Origin of the sequence: Phnomibacter ginsenosidimutans, assembly GCF_009740285.1 — a bacterium.
GTDB lineage: Bacteria > Bacteroidota > Bacteroidia > Chitinophagales > Chitinophagaceae > Phnomibacter > Phnomibacter ginsenosidimutans.
Window position 1 is genome coordinate 323,427 of sequence record NZ_CP046566.1, and the last position, 16,943, is coordinate 340,369.

The 16,943-nt window shown below is 47.8% G+C and carries 13 protein-coding genes; 4 read left to right on the plus strand and 9 right to left on the minus strand.

Features of this window, described 5'->3' with window-relative positions; translation table 11 throughout:
* Window positions 1-11: 11 nt before the first annotated feature.
* Both GLV81_RS01320 and GLV81_RS01325 read left to right on the plus strand, forming a co-directional pair.
* Window positions 12-662: an ATP-binding cassette domain-containing protein gene (locus GLV81_RS01320; RefSeq protein WP_157476144.1), complete on the plus strand. Its 651-nt coding sequence runs from the start codon at window positions 12-14 to the stop codon at window positions 660-662.
* Window positions 663-664: 2 nt separating this feature from the next.
* Window positions 665-1,870 (plus strand): ABC transporter permease family protein, encoded by a 1,206-nt coding sequence (locus GLV81_RS01325; protein WP_157476146.1) that lies wholly within the window; start codon window positions 665-667, stop codon window positions 1,868-1,870.
* Window positions 1,871-1,872: 2 nt separating this feature from the next.
* On the opposite strand, the gene GLV81_RS19105 is transcribed toward GLV81_RS01325, so the two are convergent.
* From GLV81_RS19105 to radA, 9 genes are all read right to left on the minus strand, one after another.
* The gene (locus GLV81_RS19105) at window positions 1,873-2,508 is read right to left on the minus strand and encodes a response regulator (RefSeq protein ID WP_197428834.1); all 636 of its coding nucleotides are present in this window, start codon (window positions 2,506-2,508) and stop codon (window positions 1,873-1,875) included.
* 5 nt (window positions 2,509-2,513) lie between these two features.
* Window positions 2,514-4,331: a sensor histidine kinase gene (locus GLV81_RS01335; RefSeq protein ID WP_197428835.1), complete on the minus strand. Its 1,818-nt coding sequence runs from the start codon at window positions 4,329-4,331 to the stop codon at window positions 2,514-2,516.
* Between the two features lie 361 nt (window positions 4,332-4,692).
* Entirely contained in the window at window positions 4,693-4,866 is a 174-nt protein-coding gene (locus GLV81_RS01340) for a hypothetical protein (RefSeq protein ID WP_157476150.1), read from the minus strand.
* A gap of 75 nt (window positions 4,867-4,941) precedes the next feature.
* Complete coding sequence (locus tag GLV81_RS01345) at window positions 4,942-6,384, minus strand: PSP1 domain-containing protein (protein ID WP_157476152.1); 1,443 nt, start codon at window positions 6,382-6,384, stop codon at window positions 4,942-4,944.
* A 367-nt stretch (window positions 6,385-6,751) separates the two neighbouring features.
* Window positions 6,752-7,984, minus strand: coding sequence for a DNA polymerase III subunit (locus GLV81_RS01350; RefSeq protein ID WP_157480634.1), 1,233 nt, complete (start codon window positions 7,982-7,984; stop codon window positions 6,752-6,754).
* A 140-nt stretch (window positions 7,985-8,124) separates the two neighbouring features.
* Entirely contained in the window at window positions 8,125-8,655 is a 531-nt protein-coding gene (locus GLV81_RS01355) for a glutathione peroxidase (protein WP_157476154.1), read from the minus strand.
* Between the two features lie 56 nt (window positions 8,656-8,711).
* Window positions 8,712-10,157: a choice-of-anchor Q domain-containing protein gene (locus GLV81_RS01360; RefSeq protein WP_157476156.1), complete on the minus strand. Its 1,446-nt coding sequence runs from the start codon at window positions 10,155-10,157 to the stop codon at window positions 8,712-8,714.
* Between the two features lie 44 nt (window positions 10,158-10,201).
* Window positions 10,202-10,900 carry a ComF family protein gene (locus tag GLV81_RS01365; protein WP_157476158.1) on the minus strand — a complete coding sequence of 233 codons (699 nt, stop codon included), beginning with the start codon at window positions 10,898-10,900 and terminating at the stop codon, window positions 10,202-10,204.
* Window positions 10,901-10,954: 54 nt separating this feature from the next.
* The gene (gene radA / locus GLV81_RS01370) at window positions 10,955-12,328 is read right to left on the minus strand and encodes a DNA repair protein RadA (protein ID WP_157476160.1); all 1,374 of its coding nucleotides are present in this window, start codon (window positions 12,326-12,328) and stop codon (window positions 10,955-10,957) included.
* 413 nt (window positions 12,329-12,741) lie between these two features.
* Between radA and GLV81_RS01375 the strand changes: the two genes are divergently transcribed.
* Entirely contained in the window at window positions 12,742-13,431 is a 690-nt protein-coding gene (locus GLV81_RS01375; protein ID WP_157476162.1) for a zinc metallopeptidase, read from the plus strand.
* A gap of 400 nt (window positions 13,432-13,831) precedes the next feature.
* Window positions 13,832-16,927, plus strand: a complete 3,096-nt coding sequence (locus tag GLV81_RS01380) for a SusC/RagA family TonB-linked outer membrane protein (RefSeq protein ID WP_157476164.1) — start codon at window positions 13,832-13,834, stop codon at window positions 16,925-16,927.
* Window positions 16,928-16,943: the final 16 nt, after the last annotated feature.

A 16,943-nucleotide genomic window follows, 5' to 3' on the forward strand; every position in this document is an offset into this window, starting at 1 on the left:
TTATCGTTATCATGACCATCACACTGGACCATATTGTACCAACACCCATTCGGGAAAAAGTATTGCAGCGTTCCTCACAAATCTGGAACCAGCAAGTGCAGCTGCATGCCAGCGAATGGATTAAGGTGAAAGCCCCCAGCGGTACAGGCAAAACCACGTTGCACCACATCATCTGGCATCTGCGCAAAGACTATACGGGCAATGTATTGTACAACGACCAACCGGTATCGGCACTTTCGCAAGAAGCATTGGCGGGCATAAGACAAACACAGTTGAGTGTGGTGTTTCAGGATTTACGGTTGTTTGGCCAGCTCACAGCTTTAGAAAATATTGAACTGAAACGCCGTATGCCGGCTACGCCTTATTGCAGCAGTGAAGATGTGCAGGCAATGGCCGAACGCTTGGGTGTGGCGCATGTGTTGCATCAGCAGGCTGCTACTTGTAGCTACGGCGAGCAGCAACGCATTGCCATCATTCGTGCCTTGGTGCAACCCTTTGAGTGGTTGCTGATGGATGAACCTTTCAGCCACCTCGATCAGCAAAATACAGCCAAAGCAGCAGCGCTGATTGCAGAAGCCTGCACCCAACGCAAGGCTGGTTTTTTGCTCACCGATCTCGACGATGATCAGCATTTTTCTTACACCCGTTATTTGCAATTGTAACCATGGCCACGCAGCCTTCCATACAACCCTTGCTCAAAAAACTGATACGTGCCGGTATTGGTAAAGTACGTTTTTTGATGGCTACTATTGGTATGGGTGTAGCCATGATGTTCATTCTGCTGGCTGTGCAAACCTTCATGAATTTTAATGAGTTGTTGCATGGCAAAAACAACGACAATGAAACGGCCGATTTTCTCGTCATCAACAAGCAAATCACCGGCGAAAGGCAGAGCAATAAAGCGCTGAGTGCTTTTACAAAAGCAGAAGCCGATAGCCTGCAGGCACAACCTTTTGTCGAAAAAATGGGTGTGTTGACAGCGTCGAATTTTTCGGTGAATGTGAGTAGCTACAGCGATGCCATTCCTTTTTACAGTGATGCTTATTTCGAAAGTGTACCCGATGAATTTATTGATGTACAAACCAACAGTTGGCAGTGGCAACAAGGCCAGCGGGATTTGCCCGTCATTATTCCAACATTCTTCATCGATTTGTACAATACGGGCATGGCCATGAGCCAGCAAAATCTGCCGCAGTTGTCTATAGAAGCATTGAAAGTAATTCCGCTGAAAATAACGATCTCAGGCAAGGGCAGTTCAGCAGAATTGGTAGGTCATATTGTTGGCACTTCCGACCGCTTGAATTCTATTTTAATTCCGCAATCCTGCATGGATTGGGCCAACCAATTGTACGGCTACAGTACTACACCACTCACTACCCGCCTGGTCATTAAAACCAATGATCCTTCAGATCCCGAATTGGTGAAATACCTGGCCGACAGAGGCTGGCGTACCAATACTGATAAAACCCGCTTCAGCAAAGTGCGGGTCATTGTCAATTGGATTGTTGGCATTGTGGGCAGCATTGGTTTGGTGATGTTGCTGTTTGGTATGCTGGTGTTTAGTTTGTTTATACAGCTTACCATTGCCAGCAGCCGGCCCGATATTGAATTGCTCAAAACGATTGGTACTTCGCCCAAGGCATTGCAGTCATTTTTAATGCGGCAATTCATGCCTGTAAATGGTGTGGTGATGCTGACGGTTTTGCTACTGCTCAGCGGTATTCAATACGGCATGCATTATTTGCTGGCAGCACAGCAAATGAATATTGCAGCATTCATCAGCTGGGTAACCATTGCTGCCATGCTACTGGTGATGCTGCTGGTGTGGCTTACCAACAGGAGCACAGTACGGCGTTATTTGCGCAGCTGATTTTAGCGATCCATTTCTTTAATGCGGGTGGCCAGCATGGCCAGTTGCGCCGCATTTTTCAAATCCAGTTTGCGCAGCAAATTTTTGCGGTGGGTTGATACAGTGAGTTGACTCAAACTCAGCTTGTCGGCAATTTCTGCAGTCGTCAATCCTTCGCATACCAACAGCACAATTTCTCTTTCCCGTTTGCTGAGTCGTTGCAGTTTATCGTGCTCAGACAGGGGCAAATTATCAGGTTGTCGCCACATGTAATATTGTTGCCGTTGCTGCACGGTTTTTATCGCATCCAGCAGTTCCGTTCTGCCGGTCGATTTGAGCAGATAGCCGCCAATGCCCATGTCTTTACACTGCTGCATAATGCTGCGGCTATTTTCCATGGTTAGGAAAATAACGTGCAATGATGGGTCTTCCTGCATCAGCTGTTTGGCCAAGTCGAGCCCATTGCCATCGGGTAAAAAATAATCGAGTAGCAACAGGTCGGGTTGCAATACGCGGCAACCTTGCAAACCCTGCTGTATATTGGTAGCACTGCCCAACCATGTTATCTCTGGCACATCGTACAGCAATGAATACACGCCTTGTGTAAACAACAAATGATCATCAATATGAAATATCCGAACTGGTTTTAACTCCGGCATAAATATCAAATGGGTAATGTAATAACAATGGTTGTGCCAGATGTGTTGGAGTCAATGTGCAGTGTGCCTTTCAGATATGCAATTCTGTTGTCGATGTTTTTCAAACCTATGCCTTTTGACGCTGTACTGTTGCTGAAACCTTTGCCATTGTCTTCGGCAATGATTTGAATGGCGCCACAGTCTTCGGCAATGCTAAGGTTGGCTTCGCTGGCTGCTGCATGTTTCATTATGTTGTGTAGCAGCTCATGACAAATGCGGTATACCAACAACTGAAATGATTCCGGCAGTTGTGTGTCAACCGCATAATCAAATTGTACTTGCAAGCCTGCTTGCTGATTGATGCTGTTGATGTGATTGAGCATCACTTGCTCCAATCCAATGCCGGCCAAATGCGGTGGCACCAGGTTGTGCGAAATGCTGCGTGTTTCCTGCATGGTAGTAGCAATCAATGCTTGAAGCCCGGTAGCTTCTTCGGGTAGTTTTTCCTGATGAATCAACTTGTTCAACCGCATGTTGATGGTGGCCAGCATGCTGCCAACCGTATCGTGTAAGTCGCGGCCAATTCTGGCCCGTTCTTCTGCTTCTACAGCAATGATTTTTTCTGCCAGTTGTTTTTCCTGTTCCAGCAATTGCCGGGCCAGTTGTTCTTTTTGTTTTCGATGAAGATTGGCTCTGTGGGCAAATCCCAAACCAAGAATGGTGCTTTCACCAATGAGGCCAAGGCTGCTGCCATACATGTTTAAAAACTCATTGGGTGCAGCAGAAATGCCAAACTGATGCAAGTTGAGTAGTAGCGTAACGAACAGCAAAAAGCTAATGCCGGTAAAGTAATAACCAACGAGTGGCGCATTGTTTCGCCATTGGCGCCACAGGTACAATACACACAGCACAACCGAAACAATACTACATACAGAGCATACCTGTAAAAAGGGAACCTTTATAACGGATGGCAATTGCTGATAGTTGGAAAAAAGGAGTACGACTGCGAGTGTCACCTGTACTCCAATACTGATGTGAATACTTTTTACCAACCATTTGCGGCTACTAAAAGGAGGGAAGAATTGGGGAAGCGTTGCTAAAAAACTTGCGGTGCAGAGCAACAAAAAAACGGGTCTTGCCTTGCTCGGAAAATCGGTGAGTTCCGGCCATAAATACTGAAAGCCAATGCCCCAGTTGCTAACAATCCAAGCCATGGTGAACAATACATACAAGGCGTAGATAAGGGCAGCTTTATCCGATAAGGAAATACCGAGAAATACCGAGAGCAATACAATCAACAGCATCCAGCCAAGACCAGCACCCATGAGCAAATTTTGCAGATGCCGCATTTGTTCAAATGCTTCGTTGCTGTATAGTTCGGCATGCAGTTGTAGCGACTCGTTTGCTTTATCTACCAACAACAAAATCGGTATGCTGTCGTGAGGCAAAATCTGCAGGGGAAACACAAAGTCTCTGTCTTGAAAAGGACGTTGGGCAAATGGCAGCCAATCGCCGGTAATGTGGAGCGGCGTGGTATCTCCATTTTGGTAATACTTTAGCAGGTTGATGTGCGGATTATTTAGCACCAGCTTGTATTGCTGCACTACACTATCGGTGTTGTACACCGTGGTAGTAAGCCACCATGCGGTGTTGGTAAAGCCCGGGTTGAATTGTCCGTTTGTAGCTGCTATCGGAAAATGTGTATGCCATGGCAGTTCTCCTTTGCGAACAGCTGAATCGGGGAGTAAGCGTATTGACAACTGCGCCTGCAAGCCTGATGTACAAATCAACAAACTGCATAAAATGGCAAAAGCAGACAGCAGTTGTCTTGGTTGTTTTGCCACAGGCATTCGCCAGTTTTGTAAAAGACAGTTTCTCATTTGCAGCAGGCAAATTACCCATAAATAGGTATTGCGGCATGCTTGTATGTGTAGGAATATTGCTGTTGCCGTAGAGCCATGCCTGCCATCATGCGCTTTTGTACTGGCTCTTTGCACAAGCATCACACCCCGAAAGAAATGAACCCACCAACTCTTTTGCAGCTTTCGCAATTGGTAGCTGTGAACTCATGTAAGAAACGTTCTGGTAGGACGTGTACTTGGTGTTGATTGCCTCTGGCCTGTTAAGGTCCGCACCCACACCAAATCAAAAAGCCCCGCAATTCCTTGCAGGGCTTTCTTGTATCATTCTAAATGGTTGTGTTGATTACAGCAGGTCCATTGCTTTGGCAAATTCGGTTACCACAAAAGGAAGCAGCAGCCAAAACCACTGTCCGTAGGGTGAAAACATCAGCACCATCATGGCGATGGTCCAGAAAAAGAAAAGGGCCCAATGCTTGCCGGTGCTTTTCTTGGCTACTTCTTCTACGTATTGTTCCATGAGGATCTGTGTTGTTTATTGAGTTGCAAATATAAGCGGGGTTATCAAATGGGCAAGTGCCTTGTGCGGTGTCGCTTAGGCGTTGCCTTCGGGCTTTGGCGGTCTTGGGCCACGGGGCGGTTTATTGCGCCGCTGGTTGTTGCTCTGTCCGCCGGCTGGTGGCTGCTGGCCCGGTTGCTGTGGTGGCCGTTGTTGTTGTGGCGGTCGCTGCTGCTGTTGCTGCTGGCGTGGCGGTCGTTGGTTGTTGCCCTGTCCGCCTTCGGCCTGCTCCCGTCCTTGACCTTGACCTCGGCCTTGTGCTGGTTGCTGCCCTTGTCCACGTCCCTGATTCTGTCCCTGTCCTCTTCCTTGTCCTTGACCTCGGTCTTGTCCAGGCCCCCGGCCGCTATTGCCCCGTTCTTTTTCCCGTTGGCGGCGGCTTGTTTTTTCCAGGCTGCGCAGGCTGATTTGGCCCACCACATCTACAAATTCGGGTTCAACATCACGTGGTTTGTTGCTCACCACTTCAACCGCTTGCAAATCGTCGGGGCGTTCGCCATTGCGGTTCATGGCTTTTATTTCTTGTACCCGTTTCAGCGTCAGCGGGTATTGCTTGGTGCTGTCGGGCAGGGTGTACCACATCAGGTTTTTGAAAATATCTTTCTTCACCAAAAAGGCCCGGCCACGGCTCACTTCCAGCACATCGGCATCGTTGGGAAAATGTTGTAAGGCATCGAGGTAAGTATCCAGCTCGTAGTTGAGGCAGCACTTGAGGCGGCCGCACTGGCCACTCAGTTTGGCCTGGTTGATGCTCAGGTTTTGATAGCGGGCCGCCGTGGTGTTCACACTCTTAAAATCGGTGAGCCAGGTGCTGCAGCAGAGCTCACGGCCACAGCTGCCAATGCCACCTACTTTGCCGGCTTCCTGGCGGGGGCCAATCTGGCGCATTTCTACTTTTACCCTAAACTCGCCGGCAAAAATTTTAATGAGCTCCCGAAAATCCACCCGGTCGTCGGCGGTGTAAAAGAAGGTCGCTTTTTTGCCATCCGCTTGTATTTCTACTTCAGCCAGTTTCATTTGCAGGCCCAATTGCCGGGCTACGGCACGGCTGCGAATGAGGGCTTCCTTTTCGCGGCCTTTGCTTTCCTGCCATTTCTCCAAATCGGTGGGTGTACTGCGGCGCAGTATTTTTTTAATATCAGCACTGTCTTCGGGCAGGTTGCGCTTTTTGAGTTGCATGCGTACCAGTTCGCCGCTCAGGCTTACTTCGCCTACATCAAAACCGCTGACACCTTCTACCGTTACCAGTTCGCCCTTGGCAAAATATTGCAACGATGCATTGCGATAATATTCTTTACGGCTTCCCTGATTGAAGCTTACCTCTACAATTTTGCAACTGCTGTTGGGGTCAGCAAAGGGTAAATTGGCCAGCCAATCGTGCACATTCATGCGGTTACAACCGCCGCTGCTACAGCCGCCGTTGCTTTTGCAACCATTGGGTTTGCCCGATGAGCCCGAACCACAACTTCCACATCCCATATCTCTATTCCCTTTTCCTAATGATTGAATACCAATAACTACGTTGGTTACAGTGTACCTAACGTTGCTTTGGAGTTACCTGTTTTTTGGGTGAAACCATTTTGGAGCAGCTCTTGAGCTTCTTTGTGTCTCCCGATAGTTATCGGGAGACTTGTACAGCAGTGCAAGTATCGGCTTTGCACCATACTTGTTGCCAATGGGCCGGATGGCTACACGGGGTAGCGGTGGCTGGCAAGCTGGGCAAACGGGGTTTGCCTTTTTATGCTGAATAAAGAATCAACAGTTGCAGTGAGTGACACAACGAAGCTGCCATAAGCACCCAGGTTGGTTCACAAAAAAGTTTCGCCTCAAAAATCTTTCTCACGGATTACAGCGTCAAAAATATGGTTTTCTCGAGCACAATACCCCTCAATTTGAGCGTAAGGGCATGGAACAGCATTTTGGCATTGGCGTTTCGCTCTATGTAGTAAATGGCTTTCTCCAGTTCTTCGGCAATGGCTTTTTGCTGGCCGAGGCCGCTAAACTTGTTGAGCCGGAGGGCAAAATCTTTTTCGGTAGGGGGCAGGTGTACCTGCTCTTCGCCTACCAGGCGGAGGCGGATGCTTTGCTCCACCAGCTGCAAAAAGTAGCGCAGAAACTGCTTTTGCCTTTCGCGGCCAAGTGAGCTGACGGCGGTGACAAACTTGTTTTGCAAATCGAAGCGTTCAAAAGCCTTGGCACCTTTTAGCAGGCTGGCATTGAGCCAGTCGCGGAGCAGCCCGTTGAAATCGTCTTCGTTGTGCTGCAGGAGTTGCTGCGCTTCGTGGTAGTTGCCTTCGCATACCATGGCCAGCTGACGGGCCGTGTCGGGGGTGGCATTGCAGCGGTTGATGAGGGCTTCTTCTACATCGGCTTCGGTAAGCGGCGGCACCCGTATGGTTTGGCAGCGGCTCACAATGGTGGGCAGCACGTCGGCCTCGTTTTCGGTGGCCAGTATAAATAAGGTATCAACCGGTGGTTCTTCTATCAGTTTCAGCAGCTTGTTGCCCTCTTTGCCCAGGTATTCGGGCAGCCACATCACCAATACTTTGTAGCGGGCTTTAAAGGTTTTGAGGCTGAGTTTGCGAATGATGTCGTTGCACTCTTCGGCGGTAATGTTGCCCTGCCGGTTTTCGGCGTTGATGCTTTGCAGCCAGTCGAAGCCGGAGCCATAGGGCATGAGTTTGAAAAACTCCCGGAACTCGCTGATATAATCGGTGCTCACGGGTTTGTCGCCGCTTTTTTTGGGTAGCACGGGGTAGCTCAGGTGCAGGTCGGGGTGCATGAGCTGTGCAGCCAGCGGGTCGATGCCGCCATGTGCTTCGGGGGCAGGTTCGGGTGGGGCAATGGGTGCGCCAAACAGGTCGGTGCCGCCGCCAAACAAATCGGGGGTGGGTGCTGCCGCGGCCGCTTTTTCGGCGGGCATGCTTACCACATACTGGCCAAAGTTGATGGCCAGCGGCAGCAGTCCGCTTCCTTCTTTACCCACCAGCAGCAGGGCATGGCTCAGGCGGTTGTTCTCCACCGGATCGAGCAGGTGCTGCCGGGTTTCCAATTGTCCTATTACATCCGGAAAAAGCATGGCTGCAAGATAGGGGGTTGAGGGGTTGGGTAAAAATTGAGCTATGAAGAGCACTGGTTTTTGCATGTCACAGCATAAAAAAACCGCTGCAGGAGCAACGGTTTTGTACAAACAAAGTGGAGTTCTATAACAGCCAGTGGCTATTTCAAATATTTGGTAATGGCTTCATCGGTAGGTTCTACACGGCTGGCAAAGTGCTGGATAAGCTGGCCGTTTTCATCCAATAAAAACTTGTTGAAGTTCCAGCCAATGTTGGCATCGAGTACACCATTTTCAGCTTTTTCAGTAAGCCATTTAAAGATGGCGGCTTTATCGCTGCCCTTTACACTCACTTTGGCTGCCATGGGAAAGCTGACATCAAACTTGCTGGTACAAAATTCTTTTACCTCTGCATTACTGCCGGGTTCTTGCCCGCCGAAATTGTTGGCCGGAAAGCCTACAATCACCAGCTTGTCTTTGTACTGGTCATACAACTTTTCAAGGCCTTCGTATTGATACGTATAACCACATTTGCTGGCGGTATTCACTACCAAAATTTTCTTGCCTTTGAACTTGGCAAAATCAATAACGCCGCCATCAATGCTTTCTACTTTAAATGCATGAATGCTGGGTTTAGAAACGGGTACAAAAGCCATCAGGGCCAGCGCCAGTAATACAGATAAATATTTCATGGTAAATGGTTTGAGTGATTCAGGAAGGTAACAGCTAAAAAAGGCAAATGGTTGAGTTATTGTTTTTCGTAGCAGCCAATATCGGGTCGGGTGCCTGCAGGGCGGGGCTTACCGTCGAGGTCGGTGCTGGGGCCGCCTGCTAAGCCGGCATTGCGGGCCGGCGATTCATCTCTCAGGCGGAAATTATACTGCTGCCGGCTGGTACTGATGCTGTCGAACAGGGGCTCCACATTTTTCAGTGCATTCAGAAAAGTCACATTGGCCGGATCATTTTTTACTTTGTACAAACAGTTGCGCAGCTGAATGCCGAAGGCGGTGTTGCCAGTTTTGCTCACCACTATTTCATCGGTAGCCAAACCGCCCTGCCCGTATACAATACAGTTATCCATTTGCACTTGCAGCGGCAGGCTTTGTGAACCACTGTTGTTGCTGATGAACAGCGAAGGCTGCTTGTGGTTTTGATAAAAGTTGGCATAGGTAGCAATGGTACAATGATTGAAGGTATAATTACCTCCTGCGGTAAGGAGTACGTTGCTGCCGCCAAGACCGGTTTCGCCATCATTGCCCACTTGCGAAATGAGACAGTTTTCCGCTACAATTTTGGTATTGAAAGCCAGCAGGCCTACATCATACGCATTACTGATTTGGCAGCTAAACAATGTGAGCTTTGGCGTAACGTCATTAGGATTTCCTTGTGCAATCACGGCTTGATAAGCATTGAGCACATTGATGTAGCGCAGCTCATTGTTGCTGCTACTGTTGTTGAACACTATGCCAGGCCATGTGCCGGGAAAGTCGCGGTAGGTTTCATCCAGCCTGTCGCCACGAAAAGTGATGCGGGTGCTATCGTACACTTTGCCCAATGCTTTGAGGGTGCCATTCACAATAATGGGGGCTGTGGCATTGCAGTAAATGCGGGTGCCTTCTGTTATCGTCAATGTAATGCCGTTATCTATCGTCAATGGTTTTACAATTACATAAGGAAGCGTGTTGTTCCAGGTGGTATTGCTGCTGATGCGACCACTGCTGATGAAGCGGGCATTTTGTCCGTAAGCTTGCAATTGCACTTGTTGAGTGTTGCCATTGATGGAAAATCGAATGCTGTCTTTTACCAGAAAAGGCAAGTCACTGCTGCCTGGGTTGATGTTCACTTTTACAAACACATACAAGCTATCGAATGCATTGAGGCGAATGTTGCTAAACGATGTACCACTACTACCATTGACATTGATGCTGTAGGCAGAGTTGCTGCCACCCATCAATTGAATATTGCTGATGTTGAGTGGTTGGTCATACGCATTTACCACAGTAAATGATTTGGTGATGGAACCAACAGTGGTGAAGACCGTATCGAAAGTGAGTAGTTCTGTAGCCAGTGTTAGTTTAGCATCGGCACTGGTGAGCAGTTGGTCTTTTTTACAACTACCCAAAGAAAAAACAACAACAGACAATATAAATGCAATGGCCAACCTCATGCGGTGAAAATAATGTACGTCAAACATAACGCCATTTTCGATAGCCTATTTCATTGAACTGTGTTTTGCTTTTAAATGCGGGAGGCATATGCCAGACTGCACAACGACAACTGCAGGCCCGGAATGCGGAGCAGCACTTCGCCCATGGCTTCCATGGTGGCGCCGGTGGTAATCACATCATCTACCAGCAGCACATGTTTGCCTTCCAGCGATTGGGTTTCCTGTACATCAAACACATGCTCCACATTCATCCAGCGTTGGATGCGGTTTTTCTTGGTTTGTGTGCTGGTGTAGCGGGTACGCATCACGGCTTGTGTATGTACAGGTACTTGCAATATCTGGCTGATGCCTTTGGCCAGCAACTCTGCCTGGTTGTAGCCACGTTGGCGTAGTTTCTTCTTATTGAGCGGCAACGGTATGATGTAATCCAACTGTTGAAACCGATCAATCGATTGCATTTTCCGGCCCATCATTTCACCCATGAAAATGCCGAGTTCTTTTTCGCCTTTGTATTTAAAGCGATGGGCTACGGCTTGGGTAATAGAATCTTTGTTGAAGTACAACAAGCTGAAAGCTTCCTGTAGTTTGAGGCGGCCGGTGAAAATGCGTTTCACCGGATTTTCAGCATGCTGCTCAAAGCCGGTAAATGGCAATTCTTCCAGGCATCGCCAGCACAGCAATTGCTCTTGTTGAAACACTTCGTTGCCGCAGGCTTTGCAGAGCAACGGATAAAATAAACGGCGTAAATTTTCGGCAGCTTGTAATAGCACGGGCACGGGTTTGTGCAAACAAATTACAGCTGCACATCCACAAATGCAAGTGGTTTAAAACAAAGCCCGGTACACTTCATCTACCCCTGCTACTGGTACTACTTCTATGTCAGCGTGTTTGCCCAATCCTTTGGTATGAAAGCGACTGATAAAAATTTTATCGAAACCCAATCGGGCTGCTTCTGCAATGCGTTGGTCTACGCGGTTCACAGCACGAACTTCACCATTCAATCCTACCTCGCCGGCAAAGCAAACGTTGGTCGGAACTGCCGTGTCATCATAGCTACTGAGCAGGGCTACTACCACCGCCAAATCGATAGAAGGATCTTCTACCCGCAAACCTCCGGCAATGTTGAGGAAAACGTCTTTCATGCCAAATTGAAAACCTCCTCTTTTTTCCAACACAGCGAGTAGCAATTGCAAACGGCGTAAATCAAAGCCACTCACGGTTCGCTGCGGTGTCCCGTATACGCTTTGCGTTACCAGTGCTTGCACTTCTATCAATAAGGGGCGCATACCTTCCATCGTAGCAGCAATAGCACTTCCACTCAGGTGATGTTCTTTTTGTGAAATAAGAATTTCCGAAGGATTGCTCACAGCCCGCATGCCCAAATCGGTCATTTCATAAATACCTAGTTCGGCAGTAGAACCAAATCGGTTTTTGAGGGTGCGTAAAATGCGATATGTATAATGACGGTCACCTTCAAACTGCAGCACGGTATCTACCATGTGCTCCAAAATTTTCGGGCCGGCAATGTTGCCGTCTTTTGTAATGTGACCAATGAGAAAAACAGGCGTGTTGGTTTCTTTGGCAAAGCGCTGCAACTCCGCTGCACATTCTTTTATCTGGCTAATACTTCCTGCTGCACTATCAATGTACGGCGACTCTAAAGTTTGAATTGAATCAACAATGAGCAGTTGTGGTTTCAGCTTTTTTATTTCACTGAAAATGGTTTGCGTGTTGGTTTCGGTGAGCAGGTAAAAATCGTTGGGCGTTGCTTTGAGTCTGTCGGCCCGCATTTTAATTTGTTGCTGGCTTTCTTCACCACTAATGTAAAGGGTGGTTACATCATTCATTTGCAAACCGAGTTGTAAAAACAAGGTGCTTTTCCCAATGCCCGGTTCGCCGGCTACCAGCACCACGCTGCCCGGCACTATGCCGCCACCAAGCACCCGATCCATTTCGGCATCGCCGGTAGAAAAACGCGGTTGCTGGCTGGCATTTACATCCTGAATCAAAACAGTTTTTTTGCCCGGGGTGGGTGCATCATCTGCTTGCCAGGGAGCTGCTTTTCCGCCCTTGGTTTCTTTGTGAATCACTTCTTGAGTAAACGTATTCCACTCGCCGCAAGAAGGGCATTTGCCCGACCATTTGGCACTTTCATAACCACATTTATTACAGAAAAAAGCCGTCTTTATTTTACTCATATCGCAAACCTACATTTTTGGGAGCAGCAGCAGGGCTGCATCAACGGGATTATGATAGCAAGGGCACAAAAAAGGACCGGATGTAGAGACATCCAGTCCTGTTTACTTACTAACCCATTAAATTCTGTTGCTAAAATACAAATAAGGTGCAGAATGCAAAATAAATTTTGCCCCCTTGAGTGTGGCAAAGGCTGCTTTTTAAGCACTTAAAGCGCCTTGTTTTTTTGGTGCCAATATGGGTCGTTTTTTCAACGCTAACTGACAGGCTTGCCGACTGTTTCGTCAAGATGGCAGATAGATGAACTTCGATTAAACAGTTGATTATCAATGCATAAGTATATCTGAATGTTAAAAACTGCAATGATGAAGTAATTGGTAAGCCCTTTGTACAAGTGCTTGTAAAAGAATAGAAAATGTCAGGAATTTATTTGGTCTCCATCATTTTTTTGGGCATCAGCTGGCTGGTGTCGATGCGTTTGAAATCAAAGTTTTCCGCATATAGCCAAGTGCCGCTGCAAAATGGTATGTCGGGCAAAGAAATAGCTGAGCAAATGCTGCACGACAACGGTATTTATGATGTAAAAGTGATATCGGTGGAGGGTCAGTTGACGGACCACTACAACCCAATGGATAAAACGGTGAACCTGAGCCAGGATGTATACTATGGTCAGCATGTTTCGGCAGCGGCGGTGGCTGCCCACGAATGTGGCCACGCTGTGCAGCATGCACAAGCTTATAACTGGTTGATGCTCAGAAGCAGATTGGTACCAATCGTACAGTTTAGCAGCAGTATTGTACAGTGGGTATTGCTGGCAGGTGTGTTGCTGGTAAATGCTTTTCCACAGTTATTGATTGCCGGCATTGTACTGTTTTCTGCCACCACGGTTTTTTCGGTTGTAACCCTGCCAGTAGAGTTTGATGCTTCCAAAAGAGCGTTGGCGTGGTTGCAGCAAACCCGCATTACTGCCGGCCAAACCCATGAAAAGGCAAAAGATGCCCTGCACTGGGCCGCCATGACTTATGTAGTGGCAGCACTGGCCAGTGTAGCTACCTTACTGCAATATGTGTTTATTTTGATGGGCAACCGCGACAGGGAAGAATAAAAGAACGGAAATTCAGTAGACATGCGCTGTTTGAAACCATAGAGGGTTCAGGCAGCGCATTTTTTAATTTTTTGTGAATGTTATTCTTCTCCTATTTTTGAGACTGACTAACTGCGCATGGAAAAGAAAGCTTAAGGTTTTCTTTTGGGAAACATGTATGAGCAAAATAAACTGAGTTCGATGCCAGTTTACGAGTTCCTCATTATCACTTGCTTCATTGATTGCACTACTGTGCCAAACGGTACGGTTTGGTGTATTTGAAGAGGTTGCTGTGGCAGGTTCAGTATCAAAAACGTAGTATATAAACCAGCATCTGGCGTGCAAGGAAGGGAAAGGCAGACTGCCAAACTGATGCCATTTCTAACTAAGGACGCCAAAACATTTCTAAACTCAACTGTGTATGATGAAAAAACTGTCGTTGTTTTTGATGGTACTATTTGTGTCCGTCAGCCATTTGGCTTTTAGCCAAAAAACGGTAAGTGGTAAGGTGTCCGATGCCACAAATGGCAAGCCGTTAGAAGGTGTAACTGTGTCTGTAAAAGGCACTTCAGTCGGAACTTCTACCAATGCCGATGGTTCCTTTTCTTTTGTTATTCCTGAAAAGGCTGCCATCCTCGTTTTCTCTTCTGTAGGTTTCAGAGAAAAAGAAGTAGCAGTATCTGCTAACCTGAGCATGATCCAACTGACGCCCTCTAGTGGCGATTTGGGTGAAGTAGTAGTAGTAGGTTATGGTACAACACTCAAAAAAGAACTGACCGGCACGGTAGCCCGTGTAAAAGGTGCTGATGTAGCTAACATGCCGGTACCCAACCTCAACCAAGCGTTGCAGGGTAGGGCCGCAGGTGTGTTTGTTGAATCTGAAAACGGCAAGGTTGGTGAAGGTATCAAAGTACGCATTCGTGGTAGTGGCTCTGTAAACAGTAGCAACCAGCCCCTTTATGTGGTAGATGGTATTCCTTTGTCAGGTGGTTTTGCTGGTGCTTCTACCGCCGATATCAACTTCAACGATATCGAATCATTTGAAATTCTGAAAGATGCTGCTGCTGCTGCTATCTACGGTAGCCGTGCTGCCAATGGCGTAGTAATTATTACTACCAAGCGTGGTAAAGCAGGTAAAACCAAGTTTAATTTGGGTGCTCAGTTTGGCGAAAACACCCCTACCAACAAGCGTGGTTTCTTAAACGCAAAAGAATATGTTGATTACTTCCGTCAGGCTGGCCGTGGTGCTGCAGAGTACCACATGCGCCCCGATGGTGGCGACAACTGGTTTGGCTTCACCGATTTGGCAGATGCCTATGCTTACATGGATAATGTTGTTATTGGTCGTTTAAACCGCTACAGCGGTTGGAGACCCTTCCGTGGGGGTAAAGACTGGCAAACAGGTGAAGTGAATACCAACTGGGAAGATCAGGTATTACGCAAGGGTAATACCAACCAATTGGAGCTGAGTGCTGCTGGTGGTAACGATAAAACTCGTTTCTACATGGCTGGCAACATCAATAACCAGGACGGTATTTTGGTGGCCAACAAGTTCCAGCGTATGAGTGCTCGTCTCAACCTCGACCATCAGGTAAACAATTGGTTGAAGGTAGGCATGAACACCAGCCTCACTAAAACTTCCCGCAACCAGGTGCCTTTGGACAATGCGTTCAGCACCCCAATGCAGGCAGTAGCTTTGTCGCCTATTACACCAGTGCGTGACTCTTTGGGCAACCTCTTCGATCGTCCTGTTGCTACTTATTACAACCCGCTGATTGAAGTAGAAGAAACCATCAGAAAGTCTTCTGCATACCGCAACCAGGGTTCCATTTTTGCAGATGTAAAACTGGCTCAAAACCTGACTTTCCATACCGATCTTGGATTGGATATGGTACAGCAAACCAGCGAAAACTGGTGGGGCCCCCGCACACTGGTGGGTGCTGCTACCGCCGAGCAAAAAGGTGAAGCCGACAGCCGCTGGTTCCGCAATACCCGCTGGATGACCAACAACTACTTTAGCTACAAAACCACTTTTGGTGAAAAGCATAAGTTGGACGCCACTGCAGGTTTTGCATTTGAAAACGTAGAAATTTCTGATGTATATGCCGATGGTCAGGACTTCCCGGATATTGCCTTGAAAACACTGGCCAGCACCGCTACCCCTAGCGATATTGATGGGGCCCGCTCTGAAAACAACCTGCGTTCATACTTTGGCCGTGCCAACTATGTATACGATGGCAAATACCTCTTGGGTGTAAGCGTTCGTAATGATGCTGACAGCCGCTTTGGTACCAACTACAAGGCCGGTACGTTCTGGTCTGCTTCACTGGCGTGGATTATGTCTGACGAAAAATTCATGCAAGGCATTTCCTGGCTGAGCTACCTGAAACCACGTGCCAGCTACGGTACCAGTGGTAACAACTCAGGTCTTGGCTTCTATCAGGCCCGAACTCAATATGGTGCACAAACCTATGGTACAGCCAGTGGTCTTGGTGTAAGCAACTTTGGTAACGATGACCTGCGTTGGGAAACGACCAAAATGCTCAACATTGGTTTGGAATTTGGTGTGTTCAACAACCGCCTGACCGGTGAATTTGAGTGGTACGACAAGCGTACTGAAGACATGCTGCTGAATGTGCCTGTAACATCTGTATCTGGTACTACCAGCGTGTATGGCAATGTAGGCGGCATGAGCAATAAGGGTATTGAATTAACCTTGAACAGTGTAAACGTTGCCAGCAGAAACCTCCGCTGGACAACCAGCCTTAACCTGGCCAAAAACAAAAACACACTGACAAAACTGGATGGTGAGCAGAAAGAAATTCTGCCAAACGACGCCCGTTTTGCCAACGCATCGATCGTTGGCAAGCCCATTGGTGTTTTTTATGCGCCGAAGTTTTTGGGTGCCAATCCTGAAAACGGAGACCCCATGTTCCGCAAGGCAGATGGTTCCACTACCCGTGAGTACGACGAAGCTGAAAAAACAATCATTGGTGATCCTAACCCGGACTGGATTGCTGGTTTAACAAACACTGTAAGCTGGAAAGGCCTCGAACTGAGCGTATTGTTCCAGGGTGTGTTTGGCAGCCAGGTACAGGATGGTGCAGGTGGTTTTATGAGTGCCAGCGCCGACTGGTTTGATAACCAAACCCGTGACCAGCTGAATGCATGGCAGAAAAAAGGCGACGTAACCATGGTGCCTCAGGCTCGTTTGAACTGGTTCGGCGATTTCGCTTCTCCAAGCATTAGCAGCCGCTATGTGTACGATGCTGATTATGTACGTTTGAAAAATATTACACTGGGCTACAATATTCCTCAAAAGACAATGGCTAAAATTGGTTTGACGAGTGCCCGTGTATATGTATCAGGCGTAAACCTGCTCACATTTACGAAGTATCCAGGATGGGATCCTGAAGTGAACACTGACTACCGCTCTTCAAACGTAAACCAGGGTGGCGATTTTTATGCTGCTCCTCAAATTAAGAGTTGGGTATTTGGCCTTAACCTCGGATTCTAATCAGCAACAAAACATA

What these genes read in the sequence shown, in the direction of transcription:
- GLV81_RS01360 (WP_157476156.1), bottom strand. Translation starts at nt 10,157, where the DNA reads ATGTTTGACGTACATTATTTTCACCGCATGAGGTTGGCCATTGCATTT.
- GLV81_RS01355 (WP_157476154.1), bottom strand. Translation starts at nt 8,655, where the DNA reads ATGAAATATTTATCTGTATTACTGGCGCTGGCCCTGATGGCTTTTGTA.
- GLV81_RS01380 (WP_157476164.1), top strand. Translation starts at nt 13,832, where the DNA reads ATGATGAAAAAACTGTCGTTGTTTTTGATGGTACTATTTGTGTCCGTC.
- GLV81_RS01350 (WP_157480634.1), bottom strand. Translation starts at nt 7,984, where the DNA reads ATGCTTTTTCCGGATGTAATAGGACAATTGGAAACCCGGCAGCACCTG.
- GLV81_RS01375 (WP_157476162.1), top strand. Translation starts at nt 12,742, where the DNA reads ATGTCAGGAATTTATTTGGTCTCCATCATTTTTTTGGGCATCAGCTGG.
- GLV81_RS01345 (WP_157476152.1), bottom strand. Translation starts at nt 6,384, where the DNA reads ATGGGATGTGGAAGTTGTGGTTCGGGCTCATCGGGCAAACCCAATGGT.
- GLV81_RS19105 (WP_197428834.1), bottom strand. Translation starts at nt 2,508, where the DNA reads ATGCCGGAGTTAAAACCAGTTCGGATATTTCATATTGATGATCATTTG.
- GLV81_RS01325 (WP_157476146.1), top strand. Translation starts at nt 665, where the DNA reads ATGGCCACGCAGCCTTCCATACAACCCTTGCTCAAAAAACTGATACGT.
- GLV81_RS01320 (WP_157476144.1), top strand. Translation starts at nt 12, where the DNA reads ATGACCATCACACTGGACCATATTGTACCAACACCCATTCGGGAAAAA.
- GLV81_RS01340 (WP_157476150.1), bottom strand. Translation starts at nt 4,866, where the DNA reads ATGGAACAATACGTAGAAGAAGTAGCCAAGAAAAGCACCGGCAAGCAT.
- radA (WP_157476160.1), bottom strand. Translation starts at nt 12,328, where the DNA reads ATGAGTAAAATAAAGACGGCTTTTTTCTGTAATAAATGTGGTTATGAA.